This window comes from Acetatifactor muris, assembly GCF_024623325.1.
In the GTDB taxonomy this organism is placed as follows: domain Bacteria; phylum Bacillota; class Clostridia; order Lachnospirales; family Lachnospiraceae; genus Acetatifactor; species Acetatifactor muris.
Window position 1 is genome coordinate 159,031 of sequence record NZ_JANJZD010000011.1, and the last position, 16,543, is coordinate 175,573.

At 49.8% G+C, this 16,543-nt stretch carries 14 protein-coding genes and 1 pseudogene; all 15 read right to left on the reverse strand.

The features are described 5' to 3' along the window. Positions 1 to 131 precede the first annotated feature (131 nt). Positions 132 to 896, reverse strand: coding sequence for a FadR/GntR family transcriptional regulator (locus NSB25_RS12565; RefSeq protein ID WP_103239893.1), 765 nt, complete (start codon positions 894 to 896; stop codon positions 132 to 134). A 117-nt stretch (positions 897 to 1,013) separates the two neighbouring features. Next, positions 1,014 to 1,802, reverse strand: coding sequence for an HpcH/HpaI aldolase family protein (locus NSB25_RS12570; RefSeq protein WP_146040043.1), 789 nt, complete (start codon positions 1,800 to 1,802; stop codon positions 1,014 to 1,016). A gap of 51 nt (positions 1,803 to 1,853) precedes the next feature. After that, on the reverse strand, positions 1,854 to 2,960 hold the full coding sequence (locus NSB25_RS12575; protein ID WP_103239891.1) for a sialidase family protein: 1,107 nt from the start codon (positions 2,958 to 2,960) through the stop codon (positions 1,854 to 1,856). Further along, a complete protein-coding gene (locus NSB25_RS12580) occupies positions 2,953 to 3,744 on the reverse strand; it encodes a FadR/GntR family transcriptional regulator (RefSeq protein ID WP_330671174.1) in 792 nt (263 codons plus the stop codon). Before NSB25_RS12580 ends, NSB25_RS12575 begins: the two co-directional genes overlap by 8 nt. Positions 3,745 to 4,194: 450 nt before the next feature. Continuing rightward, positions 4,195 to 6,831, reverse strand: a complete 2,637-nt coding sequence (locus NSB25_RS12585) for a KGGVGR-motif variant AAA ATPase (RefSeq protein ID WP_103239889.1) — start codon at positions 6,829 to 6,831, stop codon at positions 4,195 to 4,197. Positions 6,832 to 6,835: 4 nt separating this feature from the next. Next, entirely contained in the window at positions 6,836 to 7,273 is a 438-nt protein-coding gene (locus NSB25_RS12590; protein ID WP_103239888.1) for a hypothetical protein, read from the reverse strand. Between the two features lie 199 nt (positions 7,274 to 7,472). Further along, entirely contained in the window at positions 7,473 to 7,667 is a 195-nt protein-coding gene (locus NSB25_RS12595) for a hypothetical protein (RefSeq protein WP_103239887.1), read from the reverse strand. Positions 7,668 to 7,669: 2 nt separating this feature from the next. After that, complete coding sequence (locus NSB25_RS12600; protein ID WP_103239886.1) at positions 7,670 to 8,800, reverse strand: glycoside hydrolase family 27 protein; 1,131 nt, start codon at positions 8,798 to 8,800, stop codon at positions 7,670 to 7,672. An 81-nt stretch (positions 8,801 to 8,881) separates the two neighbouring features. Beyond that, complete coding sequence (locus tag NSB25_RS12605) at positions 8,882 to 9,799, reverse strand: STM4011 family radical SAM protein (RefSeq protein WP_172455103.1); 918 nt, start codon at positions 9,797 to 9,799, stop codon at positions 8,882 to 8,884. Continuing rightward, positions 9,753 to 11,093, reverse strand: coding sequence for an STM4012 family radical SAM protein (locus NSB25_RS12610; RefSeq protein WP_103239885.1), 1,341 nt, complete (start codon positions 11,091 to 11,093; stop codon positions 9,753 to 9,755). Before NSB25_RS12610 ends, NSB25_RS12605 begins: the two co-directional genes overlap by 47 nt. Before the next feature lie 81 nt (positions 11,094 to 11,174). Beyond that, on the reverse strand, positions 11,175 to 12,032 hold the full coding sequence (locus NSB25_RS12615; protein ID WP_103239884.1) for an STM4013/SEN3800 family hydrolase: 858 nt from the start codon (positions 12,030 to 12,032) through the stop codon (positions 11,175 to 11,177). Further along, positions 12,029 to 13,141 (reverse strand): STM4014 family protein, encoded by a 1,113-nt coding sequence (locus NSB25_RS12620; RefSeq protein WP_242982415.1) that lies wholly within the window; start codon positions 13,139 to 13,141, stop codon positions 12,029 to 12,031. Before NSB25_RS12620 ends, NSB25_RS12615 begins: the two co-directional genes overlap by 4 nt. Beyond that, entirely contained in the window at positions 13,099 to 14,094 is a 996-nt protein-coding gene (locus NSB25_RS12625) for an STM4015 family protein (protein WP_306817597.1), read from the reverse strand. The genes NSB25_RS12620 and NSB25_RS12625 overlap by 43 nt, the downstream gene beginning before the upstream one ends. After that, the gene (gene xylB / locus NSB25_RS12630) at positions 14,091 to 15,572 is read right to left on the reverse strand and encodes a xylulokinase (RefSeq protein ID WP_103239883.1); all 1,482 of its coding nucleotides are present in this window, start codon (positions 15,570 to 15,572) and stop codon (positions 14,091 to 14,093) included. Before xylB ends, NSB25_RS12625 begins: the two co-directional genes overlap by 4 nt. Positions 15,573 to 15,652: 80 nt before the next feature. After that, a pseudogene (locus tag NSB25_RS12635) lies at positions 15,653 to 16,420 on the reverse strand (thiamine pyrophosphate-dependent enzyme); the annotation flags it as partial. Positions 16,421 to 16,543: the final 123 nt, after the last annotated feature.

The following is a 16,543-nucleotide window of genomic DNA, read 5'->3' on the forward strand; positions in this document are numbered from 1 at the left end:
TAGAGGTCAGTCTGACGATAATCCGGAACAGGGAACGGTTCAGGCAGGCCACCGGACTGTTATCTGCAAAAAGCAGAGCCATATAAATAATATACAGCCCTGCTTCTTGGATGCTTCCATATTCTCTTCTGTCAGCCGCCGTCCATTTCAGCACGGCGGCGCTGTGTTTCCGACTCTGCCGCTCCTTCAGACCCGGCCTTTGCCCTGACCAGTTCATAATTCCGCATAGACATCATCAGATGCTCCCGGATAACCGCCTCACTCCGATCCCTGTCACCGGAACGCAGCACCTCAATGATCCTACTGTGATAAGAGACACCGTCTTCATGAGACTGCAGCAACCGGAACACACTCTCCAGCATCGTCTGCAAAATACCGTTCATGGACTGCACAAAAATATTCAGAAGCTGGTTGCCGGAGGCCTCTGCCAGCTGCTGATGGAACTTCAGATCCAACTCCGTCCGCACCTTCGCATTTCCCGTCTCCCGCTCCATCTCCCGGTTGATCTCCGCCATACAATCCAGCTGTTCCGGCGTCGCATTCACCGCCGCCAGACGTGCCGCCATGACCTCCAGCTGAATACGGACCTCATAGACTTCCTCTGCACTTATGTGACGCATTCTCGTCAGGCGATTAACCACATCCAGCATCTGAATGGGCTCCGGGATAATGATGCTGGAGCCGCCGCCTGCCTGGACCGTCACCAGCCCTCTCGCACGCAGAATTGCCAGCGCCTCCCGTATCACCGGACGGCTGACGCCAAAACCGGTTGCCAGCGCCTGCTCTGACGGCAGCTTCTGCCCCACCTGGGCCTTGTCACTGAGAATCATCTGTTCTAGCCGATCTGCTACCTGATCGCACAGAACTTCTTTACTGATATGGTAATTGATGTCCATGAGTTCTCCCCGTTTTAATCACTGCGTTAAATCTGTCATACAGCTTTACCGTATAATCTTAAGATACATTTTGTTGCTTGTCAAGCTGCTTTCACCGTTCCGCATTTACGGATTCTCTCAGTGCTTCCCGTATTCTGCGGCAAGCCTGCGCATTACAGTCAGATTCTCCCTGGACCCCTGGACAATGCAGCCGATATCTGTGCCGGCTGAGATGAAATCCACATCTTTCTGAAACCAGTGTGTCAGGATTTCCGGGTCTGTCGATGCTGCGGACAGCCCAATCGGCTTACCGCAGCGATGTGCCTTCTCGATTGCCAGGTCTATCAGCCGGTCAACCTCCTCTGTCCACCACTCACAGGGAATTCCCACCGACCCGCTCAGATCATTGGGTCCCAGGATAAATCCATCCACATATGGAATCCGCGCTATCTCCTCCAGCTCCATAATCGCATTTTTACTCTCAATCTGCAGAAAACGCAGCATTTCCTTATATCTGCCGCGAACATACTCATGTGCGTCGTCAATTCCGTAGCATATCGCACGGCTGGGCCCATATCCTCTCTTTCCTTCCGGCGGATAGATACAGGTATCAATTGCCCGCCTGGCCTCCTCGACGTTGTCAATCATCGGGATCAGTATCGCATCCGGCCCGGTCTCCAGCACACGCTTGATATCCGGGATATCATTCCAGGGCACACGGACCAGCGTAGGCGTCCCTGCCGCTTTCGCTGCGATCAGATGCATTTCCATACTGTTAAAATTGATGGAGCAGTGCTCCATGTCGATCCAGAGATAATCAAATCCGACAGCCCCCATCATCTCACATATATGGTAGTCGGTCAGGTTGACATGCGTGCCAAGCAGCCTCCGGCCCGAATTCAGTTTTTCACGAAATAAATTTGCCATTACAGCTTCTCCTCCTTTATCCGTCAGCCACCCCACACCCCGATACAGGCTTTATTCCCGGCTGATGGTCTCCTTCTCCTTTAACCACCAGTGGTATACATTCGTTCTGTTCTGGTCATAGGCGTGCGATGCCTGAATCAGCAGCTGCTGCCGGCCATCCGGACAATGCACAACCAGATTGTTGGAATAGGCGCCGAGCCCCTGGTCCGCCAGCCTGACAAAGCTTCCCCTGTCCCATTCGACTCCATCCTCAGAGTGATACAGAACAAAATGTCCCTTGTCCCGTCCAAGGTTTCCGCTCCTGCCGTGAATCCACCACCCGCCGGCAAAGTACACAAGCTGTGGATTGCGCAGCTTTTTCTCGAAGAAAGCCCTGCGGTTCACCCCCCAGCTCCTTCCCGCATCCTCACTGACCAGGTATTTCAGATTGTGTTCGTCCTGCTTATCATAGATATAGGCGATAAGTTTCCCGTCCGGTCCGAATTCCATCGTCCCGTAGACACACTGTACCGTACTCTCAAACGGAAGCTCCGAGCGGAGCGTATAGGTAGCCCCATTGTCCTCACTGACATAAAGCCTGTATTTGTATGGGCGCATAAGCTCAATCCCCGGCAGCTCCGGGCAGTCGGCAAACAGGACATAGATCTGTCCGTCATGATTCAGAACATCCCAGATGCGGCCGGCCTCATGAACGAACATCTTCGGTTCGGAAAAGGTCTCTCCGCCGTCATGGCTGACCGCGTAATGCGGTTCAAAAAACGGTGCCCAGCGATGTCCGTTGGTCTCCATATCACAGGTCAGATAATAGAGAATAATCGTTCCGTCGGACGCGCAGACAGCTTTCTCGCACATCAGGGTGCGGCCGCAGTGCCGTTCAAACATGGCTTTCGAGTTGGGCTCCATAATCGGCTCCGACCAGGTTTTCCCGCCATCCATGGAACGTCTGTATTCCATCCAGCCATAACCCGAGTGCCCATTCCACTTTGGATCTCCGGCATCACAGCTGGCATAGAAGGCCAGCAGCTTCCCCGGTTCGTACTCCACCAGGGCATGTCCCAGGTGTCCGCTGCGCCTTAGCGGTTCATGATTGGCAAACAGATACCCCTCGCTGGGCGGATTCCCCGGCATCATCTGAAAACGCTGTGTCCAGTTACTCATAAATTTTCTCCTCCTCATTCCTTTTCTCCGGATCCTGTAACAATCCTCCGGTCCCTTCACCCCCGCCGGCCAGTTTCTGATTTTCTTCCGTAAATTCAAAATTCCGCATGGACATCATCAGATGATCCCTGACAATCGCTTCGCTCATATCCTTATCCCCTGTCCGGAGTGTTTCAATGATGCGGTCATGATAGGCCACTCCGTCTTCCCGGGCCCTTGGCAGGCCCAACGTGCTTTCCAGCATATACTGCAGGATTCCGTTCATGGACTGGACAAATATGCTCAAAAGCCGGTTGCCGGACATCTCCGCCAGCTTCTGATGGAACTCCAGGTCCAGCTGTGCCTGGCGTCTTACATCCTTCCTGCTGTCTTCCATCCTGCGGTTGACAGCATTCAGCTCATCCAGCTGTTCGCCAGTCGCATTGGCCGCTGCCAGATACGCCGCCTTCGCTTCCAGCCAGACCCGGACTTCATATACCTCTCCCGGGCTGATATACCGCATCCTCGTCATACGGTTAACCGCATCTACCACATGGATCGGCTCCGGCGGTACGATGTGAGAGCCTTCGCCGGACTGTACCGCCACCAGTCCCCGCGCCCTGAGAACTGCCAGCGCCTCGCGGATCACCGGCCTGCTGACTCCAAAACCGGTAGCCAGCGCCTGCTCTGACGGCAGCTTCTGTCCCACACGGCTTTTATCGCTTAAAATCATCTGTTCAATCCGGTCTGCTATCTGATCACACAGTACTTCTTTACTGATATTGTAATTAATATTGATATATATTCACCTCCTGTAGCCGGGAGCTCTGTTCTTCCGTTTGCAGTTTTTGCCACACAGTTCTTATATCAATACCATCTGGTTGTAAACCTGTCTTACAGCTTTATGGGCTTATAATATTACATACTGTCAATACTGTCAATATTTATTTTAATAATTTTAAAAAACCGTTAAAACTTAATAAACTTATGTACCATGTCCCTGGAAAGCAGTGTGATATAAAAAAATGGCATCCCCCGATAAATCAATGGGTAACGCCATTTTGCTTTTCTTCATTTACTTTTGTCATATCCAAAATTTAAGCTCCTGATCACGTCTCCACTTTTACTCTGTAGACAACGTTCCAGTCACTTGTTTCCTGAGGACAAATTTCATCCTGCCCACAGAAGCCTCCCACTATGAAAACACCCAGATAGCTTTCCAGACCATGGCTTATTCTTATTCATGCCATATGAATCACTTGAACAGCAATGACAGCACTTTGGGTCTGGCTCCTGTTCCATATTTGAATTTCAAGGCATGCCTGATGATTTCCGGCAGATAATACTTATCGTTCTCTATCCTTAGATAGCCCTCCTGTTTCATAATCCTTTCTTCTGCCTGAGTCAGGTTAAAGGTATCACTATGGAACGGCAATATTTTCTTCTCTGCCGGCGCCTTCTCAAGTTTGTCAAAAATCGGGTCCAGTGCCTTGATTTCCTCTCTAATTTCACGGATTTTTTCAGCAGAACAGTCCGATACCGCCTTTTTAATTTCAAGAGGCATCAAATATCTGTCCGGATAAACAGGTTTTCCTGCTGTTACAGTGGCTTTTTCCAAAAAGCGTATGATATCCCGAGCCTGAAGCTGTCCGTTGAAATCCGACAGCGCTGCCAGAATCCATCTGGAAGAATTTGCTTCATTTGACGTTGGTTTTCCCAGTTTTATTCCCCACAATTTATGCAGAGTCTTGTCAATAATCTCTCTGGGTGCCATCTCAAGAACTGCTTCCTCTTTATAAAAATCAGGCACTACCTGGCTGACCAACCATACTGCAAGCCTTAACGCCTCCGTACTGTTCCACTGCAGCTCAACACTACGATACAGTGAATGGAACTGTTCATAATTAACTGTCAAAGAATCCCTTGCCATATCTTTTCTTAAAAACAACATGAGTCCCACATTTTTACAGCGTATTTTTACCTCATCCAACAAATCTCTGCACAGTGCTACCACAGCGTTTTTTTCCGTTTCAGAGGATATTGTTCGCTGAAAAATTTCCTCCAAACCATCTATTAAGAATAATATCTTAATTCCCTTGTCACTTAAATCCTCTTCCATTTCTTCAAGGGACTGGTATGCACCGTTCACAGCCCCCAGTATTACCTTCTTCCATATTTCTTTCCATCCCAAAACATCATATTTCTCTCGTGCATATCCTAACAACGCATCTCTGTTTTTAATATATCCCGATGGACTCACTTTTCCTTTCAGACCATAGCTGTTATAATTTTGTATGGCCTGTTCTATAATTTCATGAAATCCCCCTGCATTGCCTGACGCCAATAAAGGAATTGTTATCACCTGTCCCCCATGACTTTCCTCCGCTGTCCTGTACAGGTTACTTTTATCCATCTGCGAAACAAACTTTTCCCATGACTGACTTCTCAAAATCTCTCTGTACAAAAAGGTTTTTCCTGAACCTTTCGCCCCCATAATTACTGCGTTGGGCACAGTGTTTCTATATTTTCTTATCAGATTCTGAATGGACTCTGTCATCAGAACTTCAAAAGCACCATTTCCCTCCGCTGTAATCTGTCTTACAGCAAAGTCATGAATACGTTCGATAGCCTCCTTCCGTGTCAATTGCGTTTCTGTTTTCTGTACTTCTTTCTGAACACCATAGCTGTTTCGGACGATTTCCAGAATATTTTTATAGAAATCTCTGCCGCTCAGATTTTTCATGATTTTCTCCAGAGATTCCAAATGCACAAGCTCACCTGCAAAGGGCAGTTCCGTCACAATATTATCTGTTATGGACACATTGTCATCTGCAACATATTGATCATAAACAGAAACCAGTTCACTGATGATATCTGTAACATTGGTCCCTTCCTGCCCCATGGTCAGCAGTATTTCCGGAATCATCGAATCTGCCTTCAAAGGCAGTCCCTTGCTCAACTGATGCAACAAAATTTCAGTTCCCTTTACAGACTGATAGGAAGTAGATGTTACCAAATATTTTTTTACACGAGGATCAAACAACAGAGGTGCCGAAAACTCGCTCAGCCCTGCCCGTAAATCAACCAGTACCAATTCCGCTCCCAGCTTATCCCCAAGCCTTGATAAAACTTCTGCCAGAATATACTTTTTATTATAACTGACAGCCAGGCTTTCCGGACTTGAATACATATCCAGTAATTGCTCTAAATATCTATATGTGGGTAAAACCATATGCTCTATTATGCTTTTTTCCGTCTCTATTTTAACGGTCAACTGAGATACTCTGTCGGCAACGGCTTCTATGATTTCATCAACGCAATCTTTTTCCTGTGTCACTTCCAATAAATCCAAAAAGCTGAACTTTGCTTCTTCTGCGGAAGTAAGCCATGTGATTCCCGGCGCTTCTATATCTGCGTCTACAATAAGCAATCTTTTAGGATTCTTCAGGTCTGTAAGCGATGACCATGCCTTAACGAATGCCAACACTGACAATGTGCGGCCCACTCCTCCCTTATAAGAATGAAATGCCAACACAGGTGCTCCTGGCAGTTCTTTGTCTATAAGTTCACTGTAGTATGCACTTTTCTGATATAATACATTTTTAAAAAGAGGGATTACATTATCATTTTCCTCTTCTTTTTTCCCGGTTTCCTCTATTTCAAAAACAACTTTTAAAAATGCTCCGGGCAAATCCAGAGAAATCTTTTCATCGTCATATTTATTATCCAGTATTTCATTTATTCTGTTTTTTGCGGCATTTACAGAATCATTATTATTTAAATGAATTACCATCTCCTCCGCATATATTTCAATATCGTTTATTATATTCTTCCACTTTTCTCTGTTCAGCCATAGCTTTCTTTCCACATCTTTCCATGTATACAATAACATCTCTTCACATCCCTTCTCCTATCCAACAGGCTACGTTTTTCAGAGTTTCCTCCAATTTTTCTTCCTTATCACGATCTCTTTCATTCAGGTTGATACAATAACGATAAAGCTGATGATATGCCTCTGTGGGAACCGAATCTTTATGTATTGATTCCAATTGTGGGAACCTGAAGATCCCCTGCTGTCCCAGTTCTTTTAATATTTTTTCCAGGTTATGGGATTTTAAAATAGTTTTTTTCTTTTCGTCCACACTCTCCAGTATTCGTCTGGGGTTTTCTTCCCTCCATTGAACCAGCAATTTATATTTCAGTCCGCATTCCACACTGTAGATTAACAGCAATCTTCTGCTGTTAACATCCGAGTTCTCATTCTTCAGGCGTTTATACAATTCGTAATGTTTCTTATAGCCTTTTCTATAGTCCCGTTTATCTGCAACTATCATATTGACATTCTCCTTCAAATGATTTTACATCCGCTCATCTTCCAGACATACCATAATAACTTTTATAATTTTCCTGACAAGAATAAGGTAATTATACCATATATTCCTTCTCTTTCCTACTTCTATTTCAGAGTTTCAGGCACTTGTCCAGTTCCACCTGATTTTACCTTTTTGCGCCTTCTGTGCATAAAAGACAGGGCTATACAAACAATGTACAGCCCTGTCTTTTATATTCCTCTATTTTCTCATCTATCAGCTCCGGCGGCACATCCAGTTCCCCTGCAAGGCAGATGCGGCACAGGAACGTCGTACTGCCTCGATTGATAAACTTTTTGTGTGCGCCGATTTCATTGGGAGTCAGTTTTTTCCCACATTGCATACATACGGAATCCATGGCTACTGCCCCACCACTCTGGCTCGAAATACTTCGCAGTCATATGCTTCCAGATTACGGGCAACCGTGGAGTTCTTCACGGTAAATTTCTCTCCCGTCCATACTTCCGTCATCTCCAGGGTCTTCCCGGTACTCATGGGCAGCCCCAGCTCATCCAGATTAAATCTTCCGGCACTTTTGCCTTCGCTGAGGTTGAACAGCCCTATGGCAATATCGCCGTCCGAGAGCATTCTGGCATACATCACCATGTCTTCTCCGCTCCAGATGCCCGTCAGCTTCACAGGCTGGCGACAGAGCGGGTCCTGATTGATGCGGATCAATTCCCGGTTCATGAGAATCTTCCTGGTTTCCTCATTCATGTTCCGGATGTCACAGCCAATCATCAGAGGGGAACCCAGCAGCGCCCACACAGAGTAATGGGTCTTATACTGGACATCGGTACAGCCCTTCAGTCCCACATTCCCCTTCCCGTACATTCCCACAATCAGCATGTCCATATCGTTAAAGCAGCCCACGCCGTTATAGGGATGCAGTTTCTCCTGCTGTTTAATCAGCTTTTTCACAGATTCCCAGGTGTCAAAAATGTCTCCCGTGGAACGCCACATGCCTGCAGCCGATTCCTTAATCCACTCATGTGTCTCATCTGCTCCCCAGGAACAGGCGCTGAACAGAATATCTCTCCCGCAGTTTTCCAGTGCAAGTCCCATTCGACGATAGAGATACTTTCCGGCCACAATCGGGCTGTGATAGCAGTAGTCATACTTCAGAAAGTCCACACCCCATCCCGCAAAGGTCTCCGCGTCGATAAATTCATGTTCATAGCTTCCGGGATATCCCGCACATGTCAGATTCCCCGCGCAGGAATACATACCGAATTTCAGCCCTTTGGAATGGACATAATCCGCCACTGCCTTCATCCCTCCGGGGAACTTTTCAGGGTCCGGAACCAGTCTTCCCGTCTTGTCTCTCTCCTTCAGAGACCAGCAGTCATCAATGACCAGATAATCATATCCGCATTCCAGCAGACCGTTCTCCGCCATGACATCAGCTGTCTCCAATATTAATTTCTCACTGATCTTTTCTCCGAATGTGTTCCATGAGTTCCATCCCATGGGCGGTGTCAGTTTTACCATAAAAGCCCTCCTTCTCTGCCGCATCAGCCATCTCTTCCAATTCCCTTTTACTATAACAGATTATCTGCACTTCCACAATGGCTAAATATGTCCTGACGGAATCCTGAAGATGGGATACTCCCCGAAGTGACGTCTCCCTTCAAAATCAGCCCTTCCGCCGTAAGCCAGATAGCAGCTGCATCTCTTTCTGCCGCACAGGGGCCGGAAAATTTCCTCCGCATTGCCGGTATACCAGTTGACCGTTTTTGCCTTGCTGATATTGCAGGTATGAACTCTGCCGTCAGCCTCCACAAAACATCTGTCCGCGCACATGGCGGCATCGGCGGCGGGGGGATTCAGCTCCACTTCAAAAAAAGGATCTATTACAGAGAAAGCCGTTCGCTCCTCTTCCGTATAGTTACGCCTCAGCCCATCCATCTTATTGATCCACAGATAAACATCCAAAGGCAGCTTTTCCCGCAGTCTGCCAAGCAGAGAAAGGTTCTGTGGTACGCCAACCGCCCCGACACACAGATTGACTCCATTTTCAGTCAGTTTATGACAATTATCCGAAAAAGTATCCACATCTGTCATCTCCGGGTGAAAGGTTGCCCAGATACACAGTTTCTTCTGTGGCCTGCCTTTCCCTTTCCTGGCGCCGGGCATCTCTCCAACGTCGTTTCCTCCGCAGTGAAATTCAAATATATTCAGACATGCCTCCACAGAGAAGCTCAGGTTCGTCTGCATTCCCACCCGGTCAATTCCCGGGAGCCCCGCAAGCCGCCCCAGGCCCTCCCAGTACCACCTGTGTATGGATGCTTCCCCATACGGCACAATAAATACAGCACCGATGTCTGACTCCGCCGCCTTTTTCTCCATACTGTCGCAAAAGCGCACAAACTGCTGTCTGTCCCTTTCCAGCTCTGCTGCCGAAGCTCTGTGTCTGGAAAAAGGACAGTACGAACAGTGGTAATTACAGCTTTTCAGGCTTCCCCTGTAGCAAATGGTTTTCCTGCCCATTGACTCTCTCCCACTCCAGCATTTTCTCTCTGATATTCTCCGAAATCAGCTGCGGCCCAATGTAATCGGAAAGTCCCATTCCCTCCACCGACAGGCTCAGGAAAGTGCTGTCCTCTATCACCCATCCGCATTCCGTCCACGTTCTGAGAATCGGAAAATCCTCTGTCACCACTGTCCCGAAGCTGTCCGCGTATGCACCTTTTGAGATGCCGGGATGAATCAGCAGATGTTTTATCACATATCTTCTTCTGACTTCCTCGTCGGAAAGCAGAATACCATGGCTGACCGGGCAGAAATCCTCTCTTTCCAGATAGGCTTCCATCTCCTGCAGCACACCCTGTCTTGTCGTCCGATAAGGAGTGCAGGTGTGAAGCCGTCCCAGATAGCTTCTTCCTCCACATCCCAGAGCCAGCGCACCGGTAAAGCCGCACTCCCGGAATTCCGCTTTGATACTGTCGGAACCCTTTTTCTTCACAAAACGTCTCATGGACATCTGCTCATACCCATGCTCCTTCAAATACGCCGCGCCCCGTCCATACAGCGTATATGTATGATCTGAATCCAGCATGGCGTCTTTTCCGTCTCTTTCCAGCCTGACGCCATGTTTGATGTACAGAGGATAAAGGAAAATCTCATCCGGGGAAAAAGAAACCGCCCGCCCCAGAGAATCCACAAGGCTTTCCCCAGTCTGTCCCGGCAATCCATATATAAAATCAAAATTCACACAGTCAAATGCCGCCTCTTTCAGGCAGTCTGCCGCTTCCTGCGCCCGACAGCTGTCATGATACCTTCCGAGCCAGGCCAGCTCCTCATCCGCAAAGCTCTGAATCCCCATGCTGACTCTCGTTACGCCCAGCTCTTTCAGCAGCCGTGCCTTCTCCCTGTCCGTCTGCTTCGGAGCCGTCTCTATGACAATCTGGCATTCCGCCCCCAAAGGCATACCGTTCCTCACCATCCGGAACATCCGCACAAGCTGCCCTGGGTCCAGCAACAGCGGGGTGCCTCCCCCTATGGTAAAATCCCCGAAAACTGTGCTCTCGGGCAATATCTCCCTGTACTGCCCAATCTGGCGCGGCAGCACATCCAGATAGGCATCCATCTGTGATTTGCCGCAGCCTGCCACGGAGAACAGGTTGCAGTAGCCGCATTTGCTCTCACAGAAAGGAAGGTGAAGATACAAGCTGTGTCCTTCACCCTCCAGATTCGTCATATAATTCTTCAGATTCACATTCTGCATTGCTCTGTATGCGGTCTTGTGTGGATAGCTGTACATATACTGGATATATCTGTTCATGAAAGTCACCTCTCCGGAAACGCTCTTCTCCCCACGGGAGATCTGTTACGTTCCCTCCGTTCACAGTAACGGAAATTTCCCTCACAGGAAAAAGTGTTTATAGGGCACTGTGCTCACCATCGGATGATTCACCCCGTGGAATACATAGCCGTCCTCCCCATAACAGGTGCCATGATCGGAAAAGCACACCACAAAGGTCTCTCCCCGCTTCTCCTTCCAGCCGTCAAAAAGCCGTCCCAGCTGGCCGTCCGCATACCGCAGTGCCGCCCGGTGGGTCTCCAGACTGTCATTTTTCTCTCCATCCAGATAAAAATAATTGGGATAATGGATGGAGCACACATTTAAATACAGGAATATCTTCCTGGGATCCTCATTCTGTTCCAGGCGCTTCAAAATGAAATCCACCTGATTTTCCGTACTTTCCTTCACCGGACAGGAAAAAGAAGGATTCCAGTAGCTCTTCTCGAAAAAGGAGGGAAACACCTTTCCCAGCGCCGACCGCTTATCAAAGAAAGCGACGCCGCCCACACACCAGGTGTCATATCCGTCTCCGTGAAGTCCCTCCACCAGATTACCGGTATCAAATCCATACGCGCCTTTGGGAACCTTCTTTCCCATGCCGATGCTTTTGGGGAAGAACAGTATCTCCTGTTCCGCGATGCTCCTGGCTTCCTCCTTTGCCGGAAGAAACCCGGCAAAAATCGCATGATGAGAAGGATAGGTGAAATTCCCCGGTGCCTGCCGCTTCTCCCAGGCGCCGTACCTGTTTAATACAGGTGTGCCTCCGCTTCTCTCCTCCGCTGTGGCGGCGTCATACCGCAGAGTATCCAGGCAGATAAACAAAATATCACAGCTGCCCGCCACCCTGTTCATGTCAACAGAACATTCCTTTTCATCCATACCGGCCCGAAACGCCGAAAAAGGTACCTCACTCATCATTTTCCCTCCGTCATCATCTCTATCTGCCGTCCATATATCCGATTCTCCCCATAAGCATCCCTGTGAAGCAGGTCCCCCTGGGCATTCATTTCGATGATTCTGGGCGTCAGCTTCCCCTGCTCAAGCAGCACATCCATTCCGATACTTTTCAGTCCGGGATAACAGTCCGCCGCCCTGAGACAGACTTCTGATATCCGCTCCACTGTGATTTTGTCCAGGTGCAGCTCAGGAAACGCCATGGCGTGATTGTTCAGGTGCAGATTGGTAATGGGACCTTTGGAAAGTCTTGGCAGGATATAGTCAATCCGGCCTCCCTGGACAATCACCCGGAGATCATAGCAATACCCCTGAAAAACCGCTTTCCCGTACCACCTTTCCACAATGCAGTCCAGCTTTAACAGGCTGTCCAGAAGGTCTACCGCTTTCTTTCCCTCCAGCCTGTACATCCGCTTTGTATTGAACAGCACCCCCTGCTCCAGGGCTGCGCAGGTATAAAGCGCCAGCTTCCCGTTCCCCGGCGAGAACCGCAGCGCCGCCACACCTGCGGCTCCCGCTCCCCGCACCGGCTTCACGAACACCTGACCGAGCCTGTGCTCCTTCATAAAGGCAAGCAGTTCCTCCCCCCGGGAGAACCTTTCCTCATACATCTGTGTCACCGATACGCCGTTTCGGACAAGCCGCTCCTTGCACTTACGTTTATCCAGTACTTCCGCAATCCCGGAAGGCTGATTCAGGAAATTCCCCGCCTGCAGTCGGGAAAGCCGCCGCAGCCATTCCACATACTGGTCTGTGAGCCGTCCCAGCTCACTCAGCTGGCAGCTCTCCCATTCCGGCGCATCAATCTTGACCGCATACTGTCGCAGATTCTCCTGCTGAAAAAGCAAGGAGTCCCGGTGTTTTGAAAGCAGTCCCCTTTCCCCACCGGCATTCACATCCTCCGCCTCCGGACACAGGGACCAGATCTCCTTCCAGTCCAGAAAGTCAACCGGAATCCCCCTGCTGGCAGCGGCCTTCTGGAAATAGTGTCTCCTCTTCCCTCCGTCCGCCCCGATCAGCAAAATCCGGCTCATTCTGTCAGCATGGCATTGTACCACACCTTCCCGCCCCATTCTTCCGCCTCTTCCTGCTCGGATACATCCACCGCAATGGGCAGCTTTTCCAGCTGGTCCATCATCTCATCCGACAGATAATGGTAATGTACATCCAGTTTCTCTATGTTGGAAAGTCCGGGCAGCTTCTCCAGCAACAGCTGTCCCCCCTTGTCCGTCAGCGTTCCGTTGGACAAATCCAGTGTGGTAATCTGCCCAATGTACTTGCTTTCCAGCACAACCTCCGTCAGTTCATCCTGAATCTCGCTGTCTGTAATCCCCAGATAGGCAAGCTTCGGGAAATCAGAAACGGCAAGCAGTTCCCTGACAGTGTCCGCATTCCCGTCAAAGCCATAGTCTTCAATCCCGATGTACAGAAGCAGCTTTTTCAGGTTCGGCAGCTTCGCTTTTGCGATTTCCTCTATTACCTCCTTTCCCAGACCACCGCAGATGATGGTCAGGGACTCCAGGCTGTCATGCGCAATGGTTCCCAGCGTTAAATTCGTGCTGCCCTTTATGGTCAGCTCTTTCAGCCCGGGCATAGCCTTCCAGAGACTGCTGTAATTTCCCTGCATAATCCAGGAAACCTCGCATACTTCAAAGTCCATATCCCCCACAAACAGCTTTGTAATATGGCTGAATCTGTCCGCGTTCTCGACAATGCCGTCTATTATCGCCTGGCAGTCCTCCTCATATTCGCCGCCCCAGCCCCCGATAATCAGTTCCTCCAGTTCCGGGAACTCCGGATCCGCCAGAATCTCCTTTATCATGGACTCTGCATTCTTCCCCTGCTCATAGTCGTCATAATCATAAGAATAGAGCTTGCTTTTCCCCATTTCTCCTGTCTCCAGCGGCATCTTCCGCAGCCGCTGTCCCTCCTTTCCCGGTATTCCTTCAGATGACAATACCATATGCACTATTGTAACATACCCATCCGACGACGTAAACGGTTTTATGCCGGCCGTCCGGCTCATCCTTCCACGCCCCTTGTCCTCTGATACAGGGTCCGATAGGTTCTGTAAATGCCCTCGTACACCTCCACGGTACCCCTGTCCGGCAGATAGCGCCTGTCTCCGTAAGTCGCAAAGCGTTTCCCCGCCTCCGGTAAACCAGCAAACTGGCCCGTCGATACCCCCGCCAGCATACAGGCCCCAAGACAGGCCTGTTCAGCCACATGACACACACGGATTTCCCGATTCAGAATATCCGCCTGCATCTGCAGCCACACCGGACTGGACGCTCCGCCGCCGGAAGAAATCACGTCATCTCCCCGGATTCCCATATCCACCAGCAATTCCATACAGTCTCTCAGCGCAAAAGTGACACCTTCCATCACCGCTCTGACCATATGCTTCCTTGTATGCGCCAGGTTCAGACCATAAAACATTCCCTTCGCCGCTCCATCCATATGCGGCGTCCGCTCTCCGGTCAGATAAGGCAGGAAGACAAGCCCGCCGCTTCCGGCAGGAATCTCCTCCGCCATACGGCTGAGCGTCATGAAATCCTTCTCTTCCAGAACATTGTCCCGCAGCCATTTCAGAGACATTCCTGCGTTCAAAATCGCACCAAACACAGAATACGCTTTCTCCGTCCCATGGCAAAAAGTGTGCGTGCGCAGTTCTCTGTCATAAACCGGTTCTCTGGAAAAAGCAGAAAACTGCCCACCCGTCCCGATATTACAGATAAAAGCCCCCTCCCCAAAAACGCCGTTTCCGATACTTTGGGCCTGCTGGTCACCCATACCATAGATCACCCGGGCGGATACCGGCAATCCTGTCACCGCCGCGCAATCCCTGCTGACATTCCCCTGGATCTCCCCCGACTCATGACATTCCGGGAAAATTTCATAAGGAAACCCGCACAAATCCATCACCTGCCAGGCCCAGTTCCGCTTCACCACGTCAAACAGCAGCGTTGCCGATGCATCCGTCACCTCGCTGCCGAACAGGCCGGTCAGTTTGTACCGGATATAATCTTTCGGCTGCATTACATAACCTGTCCCGGCAAAAATCTCCGGTTCCCACTTCTTCACCCACAGCAGAGAAGTCAGCGCAAACCCGGAAAAAATACGGTTTAGAATGCAGCTTTGAAGAAGCTTTTCCGGTATCAGGCGATTCAGTTCTCTGCACTCTTCTCCTGCTCTCTGGTCCATCCACAGAATGGCCGGCCGAAGCGGCCTCCCCCTTCTGTCTGTCAAAACCAGCCCATGCATCTGCCCTGACAGCCCTATGCCCACAATCCGGGAAAACAGAGCGCCAAACGTCTGCCTCAGCTTTCCGATACAATGCAGTACCGCGCTCCACCACAGCTCCGGGTCCTGCTCCGCATAATTGGGCCTGGGAATTGCCACATCATACGCTTTCTTTTCCACACCCAGCACACCCTTCTCCGCGTCCAGAAGCATCACTTTCGTGCCGGAAGTTCCGATATCGATTCCCATCAGTAATCCCATAACATTTCTCCGCAAAATCAGGTTTTCACTCCGATGCCATCACGTCAGGTGAATCAGTTCACCCTTGCAAGTGACTGGCCTTAAAAAGGGTGGGAATTGCAACGCATCTGCAGCTCCTCCCAGCGTCTGTCCACTTCCTGCTGGAACTGTACAATCAGCTCTTCGTTTCCGGGCCTGAACAGGTGACGGAAACGGCGCTGAGGGCGCAGGAATTCTTCTATGGGAAGCTTGTTCCCCGGTTCATAGCTCAGCCTCCACTTCCCGTCCACCACCTCATACAGCGGCCAGTAACAGGTGTCCACCGCCTTCCTGCAGATGTCCATCAGATCCGATGTCTCATATCCCCAGCCTCTCGGGCAGGGTGCAAGAATATTCAGAAAAGCGGCTCCCGGCGTATAAATTGCCTTCTCCGCCTTTGTGTGCAGATCCTTAAAATTATTGGTAAAAGCAGTCTGCCCCACATAGGGAATATGGTGCTCTGCCATAATGGCCGCCAGGTCCTTCCGCACCTGCACCTTACCGTTGGACACCTTTCCCGCCGGCGTGGTGGTGGTATCCGCGAACTGGGGGGTGGCGGAAGAACGCTGGGTGCCGGTGTTCATATAGGCGCCGTTGTCATAGCACACGTACACCATGTCATGTCCCCGTTCCATGGCGCCGGACAGGGACTGAAATCCGATGTCATAGGTGCCGCCGTCACCGCCGAAGGTAATGAATTTAAAATCCTCTTTTATCTTTCCCCTCTTTTTCAGCACTCTGTATGCGGTCTCCACACCGGAAAGAGTAGCTCCCGCATTTTCAAAGGCATTGTGGATATAGCTGTCCTCATATGCCGTATAGGGATATAACTTCTCGGAATCTCAATGAATGTGATTCTAACTGAAAATTGACAACTGAATATGGTGCAGGAAAAGAAATTTGAGAAAAATGGACATAAACATTGGACATAGTGGGTACTATGCCTTGAAAAA